This window comes from Candidatus Limnocylindrales bacterium, assembly GCA_035571835.1.
Classification (GTDB): Bacteria; Desulfobacterota; Binatia; order UBA1149; family CAITLU01; genus DATNBU01.
This window is the reverse complement of the sequence record DATNBU010000017.1, coordinates 41032-54625: the sequence shown is the minus strand read 5'-3', so window position 1 is coordinate 54625 and position 13594 is coordinate 41032. Positions and strand designations below refer to the sequence as shown.

The following is a 13594-nucleotide window of genomic DNA, read 5'->3' as shown; positions in this document are numbered from 1 at the left end:
TTCGTGGACAAGACGGGCGAGCCCGACGCTTATTCGGACGCGAAACGGTGGTCGCGCGTCTTTGGTGTCTTTCCCGCTTCTTCGTCCTCGTCCTTGTAAGTCGGGTTGGTTTGCAGAGTTTCGACCGGATGTCCCGTATGGCTTCTCGCCGTTTTCGGTGGCGCAGGCGATGCGTTCCACCGATCAGGCCGGGGTGCCGTCCGTCGTTTCGTACCTCCGATCGTCGCCACGCAACGAGGCGGTCATTTTTTAGCTGCACGGCCGGGGTGTCAAGGCTGCGCCGCGCCGCCGCCAGCCTGCCGCGAGCGAGGTCCGCGTCCGCGAGGACCCCTGGCAAGGCCCGCGACCGGACGGCACATTCGACTTGGAGCGGCCCGCAGAACGGTGGTATCGGCTACGCTTCGTGAGCTCGAAGCCTCGCCGCTCGGGGAGGGCCGTGCTGGTTCGCATTGCCTCCCAACTCGCAAAGGTCGGGGTTTCTGCTCTGGCGCTTTTCCTGCTCGTTCGCCAGGTTGACACCGGCAAGATGGCGACCGCGCTGGCCAAGGCCGATGCCGCCGATGTGCTCGTTGTCATAGCGGTTTATCTCGTCGGCCAGGCGCTGACCGCGTGGCGCTGGTGTCTGATTGCCCGCCGGGTCGGATTCAACGAATCGCCGGGTGACTTTCTCCGCTACTACTACGTGGGGATGTTTTTCAATCTTTTCGGGCCGTCGACGCTCGGCGGCGACGTGGTGCGCGCGCTCTATCTCGGCGCGTCCGCAGGCCGGCGCACGGTCGCGATGCATACCGTGATCTTCGACCGGCTCTCCGGGCTCGTGATGCTCGTGGTCGTTGCGGTCACCGCCATCACGTTGTTCGGGCGCTTCAGCCTGCCGCTGCCGATGATTGCGCTGGTCGTCGCGACCGGGCTTTCGATGGTGATCGGCTGGTTCCTCGTACCACCCCTGGCGAGGCGGTTTCTACCCGCAGACGGGCGAGTGAACCGGCTCGTCGAGCGCGACCTCGAGCCGTTCTGGCGCGACCGTCAGCTTCTCGGACGTACGGCCGGAATCTCGATCGGATTCCACATCGTGCAGGCGTCGTCGCTGATCCTTCTCGGCAGCGCCATCTCGATGCACGTCGACTGGCGCTACTACTTCATCTTCCACCCGCTCGTCACGGTGCTGAGCGCAGTGCCGATCAGCATGAACGGCCTCGGGATCCGCGAGGCCGGTTACGTGTGGTTCCTGCAGCAGCAGGGCGTCGACGTCGACACCGCGACGGCGTTCGGCATCCTGTGGTTCGCCGTGCTGCTCGCGTCGTCGCTGGTCGGCGGCGTCGTCTATCTGTGGAGCGGCGCCGCCGTGCCTACGCTTCGTGCGCGGCCGCTGCCTCAGGCCGCTGCCGGCAGCGACACCCAGTTCCCCGCCGCATCGTAGTCGACCTGGTAGGTCTTCTTCATGAGCTCGCGCATCTCCGCGGCGGTCTTTTCCTTGCCCGCCTTGAGAAATGCCGAATGCTCGGACGCGTACCACAGGATGTCCTGGCACAGGTCGCGTCCGACCGTCGCGTTGACGACGAAGACCGGAAGGTCGGTGAAGAAGAACTTCCAGATTTCCATCTGCGCGGTCAGGCGATCGAGTACGATTTTTCCGAGCGCCTCGTCACCGTTCATGAGCGCCGCCACGTCGCCCTTCTTGGCCTGTTCGAACGCGGACAGCAGCCGATCGCCGACGACGCCCTGGCTGATCAGCAGGCTCGAGAGGTCGGTGTAGTCGTTGTAGAACGGATGCGAGCCGCCGGTCGGCGTGCCGCCGCGCAGCAGGAACTCGATCGCCTGCGACGGCGAGAGCCGGCGCACCGCGAAATCGTATTCGGGATCACGCTCGAGCATCACGACGGTGCCGATCTGGTGGACGTCGCGGTCGCAGTAGTACGTATCGGAGTCGGGATCGTAGAGCAGCCGTTCATCCGGGTACTGGTGCGTGACGCGGCCGAGCGATTCGCGTTCGCCGCCGGCGCCGTAGTCCGCCGTTGCGTTCTCGAGGATCGGCTCCGATTCGGCGAGGATCAGATCGCGGCTGAGCAGGTTGCGCGAGCGTACGTAGAAGTACCGCTCGGAGGGCCACACGTCCCACTGCGATTTTCCCGATGGAACGATGTGGATCCAGTCGTCCTGGCACATGTACCCGACGGTCCCCATGATCTCGGTCGCCTTCTTCTTGTCGCCTTTGTGGTCGATCGCATAGCGGCGCTCGAGCTCGAGACGGCGCGCATGCATGTTGCGCTCGCCCCAGAACGTGGCGGCTTCGGATTTCCCGGCGCCGGTCGCGCCGAGGAAGATCGTCGAGTTCGCGTTGCTCGACAGGATCGCGCACGAAGCGTGCGCCGAGAGCACTTCGGCGCGCGACATCACCGTGGTCACGCCCGCGTGAATGCCGCGGCTCTTGATCTCGCCGTGGTAGTCGGTGTTGATCGTGATCACGTAGATCGCCTCGCCGATTTCCTCGAGCGGGCACGCATAGAAGAAGCACGACGGCGGGATCGACTTGGAGGCGCCGTCGAAGAACTGCGAATCGCGAAGACGGCTCGGAAGGCCGAGCGTCATCGGGTTCTGCTTCTTCGCCTTGAGTTGCGCGACGTATTCCTTGTACGCGCGCTCGTTCGGCGGAATGCCGACCACCGAGATCACGCGCACCATCGGCACGGGCTTTTCGAGCAGGCGGAAGCGCTCCTCGAGCGCGGTCTGCAGCTCGAGAGCGACCGGATCGTTGAGCTGGAAGAAGTTCGCCTGCGTCGTTCGGTAAAGCTGGTCGATGTTGCCGCGATGCTCGCACTGCACGCCCCCGGAAAGAAAGCGCGCCCGCAGCGTCTTCTCGTCGGACAGGACCGCCATCGCCTCGAGCCACGCGCGCGCTTCCTTGACGTCGCGGTCGTGGGTCTTCTTGTCGATGCGCGCCACGAGCCGGTCCGTCAGTACCGACTGCGTCGTGTTGTGCGAATTGAGCAGCGGTCCGATGGTCGCGTCCTCGGCGGTCTCCGCGTCCTGGCGAAGGATGACGTCGCCACGGTCGTTGATGCCGATTTCGCGAAGCCCCGGATTGTGCCGGATATAAAGGCCCTCGTTCGCGATCAGCCTTCCGATCTGGACCTTGGCGCCGTCCGAGAGTTTCGCCTGGTCGGGCGTGAGACGGCAGACCTCGACCGGAACGATGTAGGACGCCAGTTGCTTGGTCATGTCCGACGTATAGACGCGCACGCGGCGCCCGAGGTCGGTCACGGTAATGCCGGCATCGCGGATACGGTCGATATCGAGTGCGCTTTCCTCCGCCATCAGAAGGCGGCCCTGCAGGTCGCGCGCGAGTTTTCGCGACGAGACCGCCTTCGGCTTGAGGAAGCGTTCCATGGACGTGGAATCGGAGCTTTGTTCCATCAGCGTTGTTTCCCGGATCGTTGTGGGGGTCTTGGAAGTTTGAAGAAAAGGCGGTCCATACTCGATGCGTCGCAGTGCGTCAAACTGCGACCCGCGTTACACGAATCGCAGCGTGCAGAGCGGCCAGGCGCAGCGCCCGGCCGGCTTTTCGAAGGATCGAGGTCAGGATCGTGAGCATGGACGTCCAAAGTTCCGATCGCTTCGAATCTCCGGTGCATGGAAGCGAAAGAGTTCTTGTCGCCGGATGCGGCGCGATCGGAACCGTCTTCGCGTGCCTGCTGGCCGAAAGCGGCTCACGCGTCGAAGCGATCGGTCGCGGCGCGCATTTCGATGCCGTGCGGACCGCCGGAATGGAACTCGAAGGAATCTGGGGCGCACATCGCGGTTCGCTCTCGCACGCGCACGACGACGGCCGCTCTGCGGCCGGGCCTTTCGATGCCGTGCTCGTCACGTGCAAGGCGTTCCAGACGGACGCGCTGCTGGCCACGCTCGATCCCGGGTGTCTTGCCGAGCGCGGCCGCGTGATCTCGCTGCAGAACGGGCTGGGCAATGTCGAACGCGTAGCCAATGTGTTCGGAGCTGCGCGCACGCTCGGCGGCCGCGTGATCTTCGGAACCGAAATCGCGCGGCCCGGCTGCGCGCGTGTGACTGTCGAGGCCGAGCCCACGCTGATCGGCCATCCGCTGCACGAGCACGACGAAGGCGCCGCATACTGGGCGGCGCGTTTCCGCAAGGCCGGTGCGCCGGCCGATCAGGCAGCGTCGATCGTGGCCGCGCTGTGGGCGAAGGTTTTCTACAACGCCGCGCTCAATCCGATGGGTGCGCTGCTCGGGCTTTGTTACGGCGACCTTCCGAACGATCCCGAAAGACGGCGCGTGATGGATCGCGTGATGGACGAAGCCTTCGCCGTCGCGACGGCCGAAGGTGTGCGACTGCCGTGGCCTGACGCGGACGCGTATCGCCGCCACTTCTACGAGCGCCTGCTTCCGGTGACCGCGCGCCATCGATCGTCGATGCTGCAGGATCTCGAGCGCGGTCGGCCGACCGAGATCGACGCGATCACCGGAGAAGTCTGCCGGCGCGGCGACAGCCACGGCGTCGACGTTTCCGCCAACCGCGTGCTTCTGGCACTCGTGGGCAGCCGTGCTCCCGGCGGCCAGTGAACATGACGACGCCGAACCTTCTGACCGACCTCGTGATGGACGACCTTCGCATCCACTGCGAAGAGGCCTATCCCGACGAATGCTGCGGCGTGATCGTCTCGCTCGCCGACGGCACGACCAAGGCGATGCGCATCCGCAACATCCAGAACCAGATGCACGCCGAGAATCCGGCTTCGTATCCGCGCACCGCGCGCACGGCGTACACGGGACATCCGCAGGACCTGCGCGCCGCGCTCGAAGCGGCCGAGGAGCCGGGTGCGGCGCTGGTTGCGTTCTATCATTCGCATCCGGATCACGACGCGTACTTCTCCGCGGAAGACACGCTGCAGGCCACACCGTTCGGCGAACCGTCCTATCCGGACGCGCTGCAGATCGTCATCTCGGTCCGTCACCGGCGCTGCGAAGTCGCGAAGGCATTCTCGTGGTCGCCGGCCGAAAGCGCGTATGTCGAGGTCGCTCTCGAAAAGCTTTCGTCGTCTTCGCGCGGACAGTGAACCCGGCAACGAAGGAAACCGCATGAACGTTCGCGCCGGCAAACTCGACGTCCGCTATGAGCTCACCGGCGATGCCGGGCTCCCGGTGGTCACGTTCGTCCACGGCCTTGCGGCGTCGCTCGAGATCTGGTCCGGCCAGGAAGAGCGGCTTTCCGATCGCTTTCGAGTGCTGCGCTACGATCTGCGCGCGCACGGCGGGACCACGGCTCCCGCGGGTCCTTGCTCGCGTCACGACCTTGCGGCCGACCTCGTGGCACTTCTCGACGCGCTCGCAATCGATCGAACTGCCGTCGTCGGCCACAGCGCCGGCGGTGTGGTCGCGCAGCAGACGGCGGTGGACTTTCCATCGCGCGTTTCGGCGCTCGGGCTCGTCGGCACGGCCAGCGAATGCAACGACAAGACAGCCGCGTGGTACTCGCGCTGCATGGAGATCGCCGTGGCCGAAGGCGGCGCGGCCGTCATGAAGCTGATGGGGATGAAGCCCGATCGCGGCCCGGTGCCGGACGGCCCGGGCATGGCGCCGGTAATCGCCGCGATGCGCACGCTCAACGAAAATCCGCTGACCGCCGCTCTGCGCAGCGTTTCCGTTCCGACAATGATCGTCGTCGGCGAGAAGGATTTTCTCGGCGTCGGCGGCTCGGTGATCCTCAGCCGCACGATTGCCGGAAGCGAGATCGAGATCGTCGCCGGCCGCGGTCACGGCATCTACCTCGAGGATCCGGACTGGTTCGCGAACAAGCTCGGAGACTTTCTCAAGCGTCACGCCGGTCTGCCTCCGGCATGATTGCGATGCTTGCCTGAAGCATTGCGCGGGCCACAGACTGTCCGCAGGAGCCCATGGAAGATCGCGCCTGGTGGTACTTCGCATACGGCAGCAACATGCAGCCGGCGACGTTTCGCGGACGCCGCCTGATCGAGCCGCTCGAGACGCGCATCGGTTGCCTCGCCGGATACGGCCTGCGTTTCGACATCCCGATCGGCCCGGGCGAGCGCGGCGTCGCCAACCTTGCGATCGACGACGGGGCTTCGGTCTGGGGCGTGCTCTACCTTCTCGGACCCGAGCAGCACGCGCACCTCGACCGCACCGAGGGCGTGGGAAACGGTCTCTACAACCGCGTGCGTGTCGAGGTCGAGTCGTCGGGCGACCTTGTCGTGGCCGAAACCTACGTCAGCGAGCTCCGCGACCCGGCGCGCCGCCCGTCGCACCGCTACCGCGGCCTGCTCATCGAAGGCGCGCGCGAGCACGGACTTCCGGAAGGGTACATCCAGGCCCTCGAAGCCTGGCCGCTGGCCTGGGACGAAAGAGAAGGAGCAATCAACCCGCCCGCACGCAGCGAATGAGTTGATGACGCGCTCCATGCGCGGGCGACGAGAACGGTCCAGATGCGAGGCGGAATCCAACGAAGCAGATGGGCCGTTATCGTCGTCCGCCCACAATCGTGGACCAACGTAACGTTACGCGGCCGGTCTCTCGGGACCGGCCGCGCAACCCCCACCACTCACCTCATGATCAGTTGCACGTGTACGGATTCTTGCCGGTCGTCGCGCAGCTTCCCGAACAGCACTGGCTGCTGACGGTGCAGCTGGCGCCCGGCGAACGGCACTGGCAGGTCGAGACCGTGCTGCACGCGGTGTCGGTGCAGTCGATCTTGCTGTTGCAGTTGTCGTCCATGCCGTTGCCGCAGATCTCGACCGCGCCTTTGCAGTCGAGCGCGCACGTCGAGCAGCTCTCGCCGCCTCCGCAGATGCCGTCGCCGCAGCAGTAGCTCGCCGCGCTCTTCGTGACGGTGGTGCACTGACGGCCCGCCGTGCAGCGTCCGTCCGAGCACGGAACGGCGTTGGCGCCGGAACCGTCGCCGCAGCAGTAGCGGCTCGATGTCTTTCCGCTCTGCACGCCGTTGCAGTCGGAGGGGCACGACAGGCAGTCCTCGCCGTTTCCGGCTTCGCAGATGCCGTTTCCGCAGCGTGCGCCGGTGGTCGTTCCGCTTGCGCAGTCGCTCGAACACGTCGAGCAGAGCTCGCCGGTCTCGCAGACGCCGTCGTGGTCGCAGACCGGGCAGCCGAAGCACGCGCCGGTGCTGTAGCCGCTGCAGGTCGAGTTGCACGCGAGCACGCCGCCGCTCGTACAGCCCTGCAGGGCGCACGTGCTGCCGCCCAGAGCCGTGCCGTCGCAGACTTCGCCGGCGTTGATCACGTTGTTGCCGCAGTTGCTGCACGAGGACGTATTGAGCGTGCACGTCGACGAGCAGCTGAGCGTGCCGGCACCGAAGCCCTTCGACGCGCAGGTCGCGCCGCCGAGGTTGGTCCCGTCGCACTGTTCGCCGGAGTCGATGATCCCGTTACCGCACGGAGAAGCCGTGCACGACGACGTCACGAGGGTGCACGACGACGAGCAGCTCAGCGTGCCGCCGGCGAAACCCTTCGACGTGCAGGTCGCACCACCGAGGTTGGTTCCGTCGCACTGCTCGCCCGAATCGACGAGCCCGTTGCCGCAGGTCGGCGCCGAAGTCGGCGCGAAGCATGTCGGATACGTGGCAGCGCGCGTGGTCACGAACGCGGACATGCGGTCGGCCTCGCGGCCCGGCATGGTTCCGCAGGTGTGCCCTTCGCCGAACGTCATCGCGATGTTGCCGTAACCGCCCGAGCGAAGGTGGCAGTAGCTCATGATCGTTCCCGCGCCGCTGCCGGTCGTGAACCGCGGCGTCGGCTGCGAGCACGTCGGCAGCGCGATCGTCGCGCCGGCCTGGCAACCCGCGTAGCAGTTGTCGATCGGCAGCGCGCTGTTGCCGATGTTGCAGTAGTCGTGGGCGTGCGGGGAATTGAAGTTGTGTCCGATCTCGTGCTGCGTGACGACGATGTCCCAGACCACGTTCGACGGATTGTGGGTCTGATCGCCGTCCCAGACGAACGTTCCGCCGAGGCTCGACGACACGCCGTAGTCGCTCGTCGAGCCCTTCGACGTGGAGTAGTTCTGGCAAAGCACGCCGACGTACGCGATTCCGCCGCCGAGGCCTTTTCCCGACAGCATGTGGGCGAGCGTGCGGTTGACGCCGGTCATGTTCGCGTTCCAGTAGTTGCGGAATTCGGTCAGTGCGCCGCTGGTGCCGCACGGCGGATTGTCGGAAATGCCGTCGCCGTTGGCGTCGACGCAGGTTCCGGCAGTCCAAGGATCCGACGTCGCACCGCCTGTCCACAGGCGCGAGAAACCGATCTGCATGTCGGTGTTGATCTCCCGCGAATACGTCACGTCCGCGTAACCGATGAGGTCGCCCATGTAGTCGAGCGCATTCGTGACGTTGCCGAACTTTGCATAGTACTCGTAGTCGCTGTCGAGCGCGATGGTCGCAACGTGCGTCTGATCGAGCACGGTGCCGCTCGTCAGCATCGCCGGCGCGGGCTCGTCGACGCCGAGCAATTCTTCGGCGGAGAACGCGTCGTCGTTGCCGCACTCGAACGGCGGCAGCTCGCTGTCGTCGGTGCTGCGCGAGTGCAGGCTCTTGTGGTTGCGCCCTTTGCCGATCAGCCAGGAATGGCCGGCCTTCTGGACCATACCCTGGACTTCGCCGCTCTCGCGGACGGAGACGACCGCAACCGATCCGTCGTCGCCCGCAACCTTGCCACGGAAATATGCGGTCGACGGCGGAGTAACCCGCTGCCCGTCCACTTCGACGACGGCATCCGGGCCCCAGACCTCGAAGCGCTTGAGATCGAGCGTCGCACCTTCGGTCTGCCCCTGAAGGGTGAGACCTTTGATGCGAAGACCCGCGCCCTTGCCGACGGCCCGCGCCGCGGCAGCCAAGCCTCGATTACCGGCCCTAATTTCAACTGGTGCCGCTGAAGCGGCGATTGGTACAAAGAATAAAAAGAAACCGCCGAACGCGTAAGCGCACCGGCAGCGCCGACTCATTATCGTCATTCCGGACTCCCCCCTTGAAGGGTTAAAGGCAACCCCGCGTTCGAGACCCACTTCGAATGCGGAGATCGAAAAGTGCCACGCGAAAGAGTCACCCACAACCCTTGCGAGTCACCCAGGCGCAAAAACTTTTTAAGAGCGGACGAAGGAAGCGCTGCGTCGATTGCGCACGTGCAATACGCGCGGAAGCGCCAGCGTTTCTAATGCGAGATCAGCGTGCGGGTGCAGGCGGGTGGGTGCGTATTTTCCCTTTTACGGACGCACCCAAACGGTACAGAGCGAGCGCCGCGAGCAGCGACAAGCCGGCGGCAAACTCGAGCGGCCCTCCGCCGACGTCCGGAAGCTTGCCGAGCACGCGCGGGAGGTACGTCAGCACAAAAACAATCCACAGGTACCAGAGGGATGCCTGGTGAAGCGTTCTCCAACGTGTGGCGCCGAGACGTTCGCGCGCGGATTCGTTCGCAGTCGCCATCATTGCGAACAGCAGCACGTAGCCGAACATTCCGCCGGCGGCTCGCGAAACGTTCAGCGAATGGCCGGACGCATGAAGATACGCGAGCAGCAGCGCGAGATGGACGGTGTGGTGCAGGCCGAAGCCGAGCACGATCCGAAGTCCGTCGCGTGCCTGCGCCGCATCGGCGAAGCGATGCTTCGCCGCAAGCACGAAAATGACCGCGAACCACCAGAGACCGGCGCGGCCGGTAAAACGGGTGAGCGCGTGCAGTCCCTCCATGCCGGCCCCGTAGCCTGCCCATGCGGCAAGCGCGCACGCGACAAGGCTGACGACTGCGCAGCGGTACGGATGATCGGCAAGTACGCGAACGACGCGTTCAGGCACGCGCGACCTCGCGCCCGCTGAGCGTCTGCGACGTAGCCGCTTCGACGAGCACGGTCGCGATCTCGCCGAGCTGCGCGCCGGCGGGTTCGAACGCCACGGTCTTGAACTGCCCGTTCTTGCCGGAGAGCCATTCGGGCTGCTTCCTGGGCGTGGATTCGACCAGCACCTCGGTGGTGCGGCCGATCATCCGCTGGTTGATGCGGAGCGAGCGCGCCTGCTGCTCGGCAATCAGGCGCTCGAGGCGCCGGCCCTTGTCTTCGTCGCTCACGGTCTCGGCGAGCTTGAACGAGCGGGTCCCTTCGCGCGGCGAGTACTTGAACAGGAACGCATGATCGAAGCCGATCTCGTCCATCATCCGCGAGGTGACTTCGAACTCCTCTTCGGTCTCGCCGGGATAACCGACGATGATGTCGGTCGAGAGCGCGAGCGACGGCACGGCGTCGCGCAAACGATCGACCAGCGTGCGGAACTCGCCGGTCGTATGTCCGCGCTGCATCGACTCGAGCACACGGTCGGCGCCGCTCTGCAGCGGCAGGTGCAGGTAGGAGCCGAGCTTCGGGCAGTCGCGCAGGGCCTCGATCGTCGAATCGTCGAAGTCGGCCGGATGCGGCGACGTGAAGCGTACGCGCTCGATGCCGGCGATGTCGCACGCCATGCGCAGCAGGTCACCGAAGCCGGTATCTTCATGACGGTAGGAGTTGACCGTCTGTCCGAGCAGGATCACCTCGCGAAAGCCTTCGGCTGCGATGCGAACGAGCTCCTCGCGCAGCACGGCCGGCGGAAGGCTGCGCTCGCGACCGCGCACGAACGGCACCACGCAGAACGTACAGAAGCGGTCGCATCCGCGCATGATCGTCAGCCACGCGCGCACGCCGGACTCGCGAACGGGCAGGATGTCGGCGTAGGTTTCGCGGCGGTCGAGCGTGACCGCACTGGCGGGCTCTTCGGCCTCGAGCAGGTCGCCGAGACGCCGGTAGCCGTCGGGACCGACGACAAAGTCGAGGCCGGGGATGCTTTCGAGCAGGCGGTCGCGATGGTGCTGCGCCATGCAGCCGGCAAGGCCGATGCGCACGCGCCGCGCGCTGCGGCGCTCGGAGATCAGCTGGCGCACGCGGCGCGCGACCTTCTCTTCGGCATTCTCGCGGATCGCGCAGGTGTTCAGCAGGATGACGTCCGCGCGTGACGGCTCGGCGACGGTCCGGTATCCGCGCGCCGACAGGACTCCGTGGATGAGCTCGCTGTCCGAGACGTTCATCTGGCAACCGTACGTCTCGATATAGACAGTGCGCTGCGGCGCTGCGCCGGCGGACACCTCGATTTCCCGACTGTGCGGAGCGGACATCGCCGACGTATAGCGGGAAAGACTTTCGGGGAGAACCTGCCGCCGGCGGCCGCCGGATCCGTGCGCGGCCGCCGGCGCCGCAGCCGGAGCACCGGATTGGCGCCGAAACGTGCCTGTGAAATGGAGGACGCATGGGCGCACACCACGCTGCGGACGCACGCCGGATCCGATGTGCAGTCGTTACGGTGTCCGACACCCGCACGCCCGACAACGACACGTCCGGCAACGAGATCCGCTCGCGGCTGGAAGCGGCAGGTCACGTCGTCGTTGCGTCGAAGATCGTCCGCGACGAAGCCGCGCTCGTTCGCCGCGAGATCGAGCAGCATGCCGCGAGCGGGCTGGTCGACGCCGTGCTGCTGACCGGCGGCACCGGCATCGCAGCGCGCGACACGACATTCGAAGCCATCTCCACGCTGCTGACCAAGACCATCGACGGATTCGGCGAGCTGTTTCGCATGCTGAGCTACGAGGAGATCGGCTCGGCTGCGATGCTGTCGCGAGCCGTCGCCGGTCTTTGCGGCGAGATGGCGGTCTTCTCGATGCCCGGCTCGACGGCCGCGTGCCGGCTCGCGATGGAAAAGCTCATCGTCCCGCAGCTGCCGCACCTCGTCGGCCTTGCCGGCGCCGGCGGGCCGGCCACGTGATTCTCTCGCAGGCGGCAGCCGCGGAGCTCCGGCAGTGAATCTGCGCCTTCGCTACTTCGGGATCGTGCGCGAGCGGCTCGGCCGCCGCGAAGAGACGCGCAGCTGCGCGGACGGAATCACGGTGGGCGAGCTCGTCGCCGATCTCGCGCGCAGCCACGACATTCTCGCGCTCGGAGCCGGGTCGTTGCGCATTGCCGTCAACCGGGAATATGTCGGAGACGGGCACGTGCTCGCCGACGGAGACGAGGTCGCGGTGATCCCGCCGGTTGCGGGCGGATCTGGCCGAGCGTACGCCGCAGAGAGCGTCTCCGATGCGGCGTGCAGCCCATGTTCGACCGTCGCACGCGTAGCGCGCCGCCAGCACGCGTAGCGTCGCCAGCACGCGCAGCGTCGTAAAGGAAGAGTAGACGATGTTCGAAATCACCGATCGACCAATCGAGATCATGACGTTGATCCGCCACGTGTCGGATCCATCGGCAGGCGCGGTCGCGACGTTTCTCGGCACCACGCGCGAAACCAATCGGGGACGCAACGTGCTGAAGCTCGAATACGAGGCCTACGCGGAGATGGCCGTCCTCGAGTTCGAAAAAATCGCCGCCGATGCCATGCGCAGGTGGGAGCTCGTACGCGTCGCGATCGTACACCGGGTCGGCGTCGTTCCGCTCGGCGAAGCAAGCGTCGCGATCGCGGTATCCGCGCCTCACCGCCGCGATGCGATCGAAGCGTGTCATTCGTGCATCGATTCGCTGAAGCTGGTCGCTCCGATCTGGAAGAAAGAACATTTCGAAGGCGGCGAGGTCTGGATCGGCTCGCTCGCCGACTGCGATCACACCGGCGAGCATCCGCATTCGCACGCGCCGGGTTCGCACCACGGCTGATCGCGCGGCGGACTGCGGCGCGACGTCAGATCGCGAGCGCGGGTTCGAGCGGCAGCGCGGGCGCCGGAACGCCGGTTTCCTCGCAGCGCGTGCGATAGTGCAGGAAGAACACCGCCTGGACCGTCATCAGCAGGAGCAGCGCGAGGACCAGCGCGGGAAGCAGAACCGTCGGCGGTACGAGCATCGCGGCGCTCGGTACCACACGTCCGAGCAGCATGTAGAACGCGAGTCTCCAGCGAAAACCTTCCGTCATGCGCGAGCTGGCCGTAAGCGGCCAGAAGACCGGCGCGACTGCCTGCAGCCGGTTCCATTGCCAGAGCGCCGGCGGAAGCCTGGGCCGGTCGAGAAGGATCACGAGGAACGGAAGAAAGCTGAAATGGACCAGCACCGACACGTAGATGATCACACCGGCCATCGTCGCGAGCACCGTCGAAGGCGCGCCGGGTCCGAGCGCCTGCCCGAGGGAGGCTGCCATCGCGCGCTCGGCGAGCTCCGCCAGGACATTGGCAATGGTGGCGTAAACGAGGACCGGCAAGGCCCTGCGCGCCATCAGCAGCAGCACCGGACCCCAGCTCAGCTGGCGCCCTTCGAGCTGGGCCGTGAACAGGATGGCGGGAAGCATGGCGGTCACGAGCCGCGTGACGGCGAAGATGAGGAACGGAACCAGCGGAAGCGGGTCGTCGCCGGAGAGCGGAATCGACATGGTCGCGAGAACGATGAGGCAGGCGAAGGCGAGCCACAGGAGAAGGTCGGGCCGCAGCATGGCCCATCCAAGTCTCATCTCGTGCGGGAACGTCGTCAGCAGCCAGCGCAGGAACACGGGGCGAGGCCTAACCGAGAGGGTCGCCGCGAGCAACTGCGTCGCCGATGCGAATTGTTACCGTCGCAACGCGCATGGTAGGTTCCGC

General features: G+C 66.0%; 13 protein-coding genes. 8 read left to right on the top strand and 5 right to left on the bottom strand.

Annotated features, from left to right (window positions below; genetic code table 11):
- Positions 1 to 403: 403 nt before the first annotated feature.
- Positions 404 to 1420 carry a lysylphosphatidylglycerol synthase transmembrane domain-containing protein gene (locus VN634_07025; protein HXC50615.1) on the top strand — a complete coding sequence of 339 codons (1017 nt, stop codon included), beginning with the start codon at positions 404 to 406 and terminating at the stop codon, positions 1418 to 1420.
- On the opposite strand, the gene VN634_07020 is transcribed toward VN634_07025, so the two are convergent.
- On the bottom strand, positions 1375 to 3414 hold the full coding sequence (locus VN634_07020; GenBank protein HXC50614.1) for a hypothetical protein: 2040 nt from the start codon (positions 3412 to 3414) through the stop codon (positions 1375 to 1377). The genes VN634_07025 and VN634_07020 overlap by 46 nt on opposite strands.
- A gap of 176 nt (positions 3415 to 3590) precedes the next feature.
- Here VN634_07020 and VN634_07015 point away from each other — a divergent pair, with 176 nt between their 5' ends.
- Genes VN634_07015 through VN634_07000 form a run of 4 tightly spaced genes read left to right on the top strand, consistent with a single transcriptional unit; the run spans position 3591 to position 6412 of the window.
- Positions 3591 to 4577, top strand: coding sequence for a ketopantoate reductase family protein (locus VN634_07015; GenBank protein ID HXC50613.1), 987 nt, complete (start codon positions 3591 to 3593; stop codon positions 4575 to 4577).
- 2 nt (positions 4578 to 4579) lie between these two features.
- Positions 4580 to 5071 (top strand): M67 family metallopeptidase, encoded by a 492-nt coding sequence (locus VN634_07010; protein ID HXC50612.1) that lies wholly within the window; start codon positions 4580 to 4582, stop codon positions 5069 to 5071.
- Positions 5072 to 5093: 22 nt separating this feature from the next.
- The gene (locus VN634_07005) at positions 5094 to 5855 is read left to right on the top strand and encodes an alpha/beta hydrolase (protein HXC50611.1); all 762 of its coding nucleotides are present in this window, start codon (positions 5094 to 5096) and stop codon (positions 5853 to 5855) included.
- Between the two features lie 53 nt (positions 5856 to 5908).
- On the top strand, positions 5909 to 6412 hold the full coding sequence (locus tag VN634_07000; GenBank protein HXC50610.1) for a gamma-glutamylcyclotransferase: 504 nt from the start codon (positions 5909 to 5911) through the stop codon (positions 6410 to 6412).
- A 169-nt stretch (positions 6413 to 6581) separates the two neighbouring features.
- Here VN634_07000 and VN634_06995 read toward each other — a convergent pair whose 3' ends face one another.
- The 3 genes from VN634_06995 to miaB form a co-directional block, all read right to left on the bottom strand.
- Positions 6582 to 8870 (bottom strand): M12 family metallo-peptidase, encoded by a 2289-nt coding sequence (locus VN634_06995; GenBank protein ID HXC50609.1) that lies wholly within the window; start codon positions 8868 to 8870, stop codon positions 6582 to 6584.
- A gap of 325 nt (positions 8871 to 9195) precedes the next feature.
- Positions 9196 to 9822: a hypothetical protein gene (locus VN634_06990; protein HXC50608.1), complete on the bottom strand. Its 627-nt coding sequence runs from the start codon at positions 9820 to 9822 to the stop codon at positions 9196 to 9198.
- Positions 9815 to 11134, bottom strand: a complete 1320-nt coding sequence (gene miaB / locus VN634_06985; GenBank protein ID HXC50607.1) for a tRNA (N6-isopentenyl adenosine(37)-C2)-methylthiotransferase MiaB — start codon at positions 11132 to 11134, stop codon at positions 9815 to 9817. Before miaB ends, VN634_06990 begins: the two co-directional genes overlap by 8 nt.
- Positions 11135 to 11295: 161 nt before the next feature.
- Here miaB and VN634_06980 point away from each other — a divergent pair, with 161 nt between their 5' ends.
- Genes VN634_06980 through VN634_06970 form a run of 3 tightly spaced genes read left to right on the top strand, consistent with a single transcriptional unit; the run spans position 11296 to position 12686 of the window.
- A complete protein-coding gene (locus VN634_06980) occupies positions 11296 to 11808 on the top strand; it encodes a molybdenum cofactor biosynthesis protein B (GenBank protein HXC50606.1) in 513 nt (170 codons plus the stop codon).
- 34 nt (positions 11809 to 11842) lie between these two features.
- Positions 11843 to 12178 carry a molybdopterin converting factor subunit 1 gene (gene moaD, locus VN634_06975; GenBank protein ID HXC50605.1) on the top strand — a complete coding sequence of 112 codons (336 nt, stop codon included), beginning with the start codon at positions 11843 to 11845 and terminating at the stop codon, positions 12176 to 12178.
- A 40-nt stretch (positions 12179 to 12218) separates the two neighbouring features.
- Complete coding sequence (locus VN634_06970; protein ID HXC50604.1) at positions 12219 to 12686, top strand: molybdenum cofactor biosynthesis protein MoaE; 468 nt, start codon at positions 12219 to 12221, stop codon at positions 12684 to 12686.
- A gap of 25 nt (positions 12687 to 12711) precedes the next feature.
- Here the strand turns inward: VN634_06970 and VN634_06965 are convergent, their stop codons facing one another.
- A complete protein-coding gene (locus VN634_06965; protein HXC50603.1) occupies positions 12712 to 13506 on the bottom strand; it encodes a hypothetical protein in 795 nt (264 codons plus the stop codon).
- Positions 13507 to 13594: the final 88 nt, after the last annotated feature.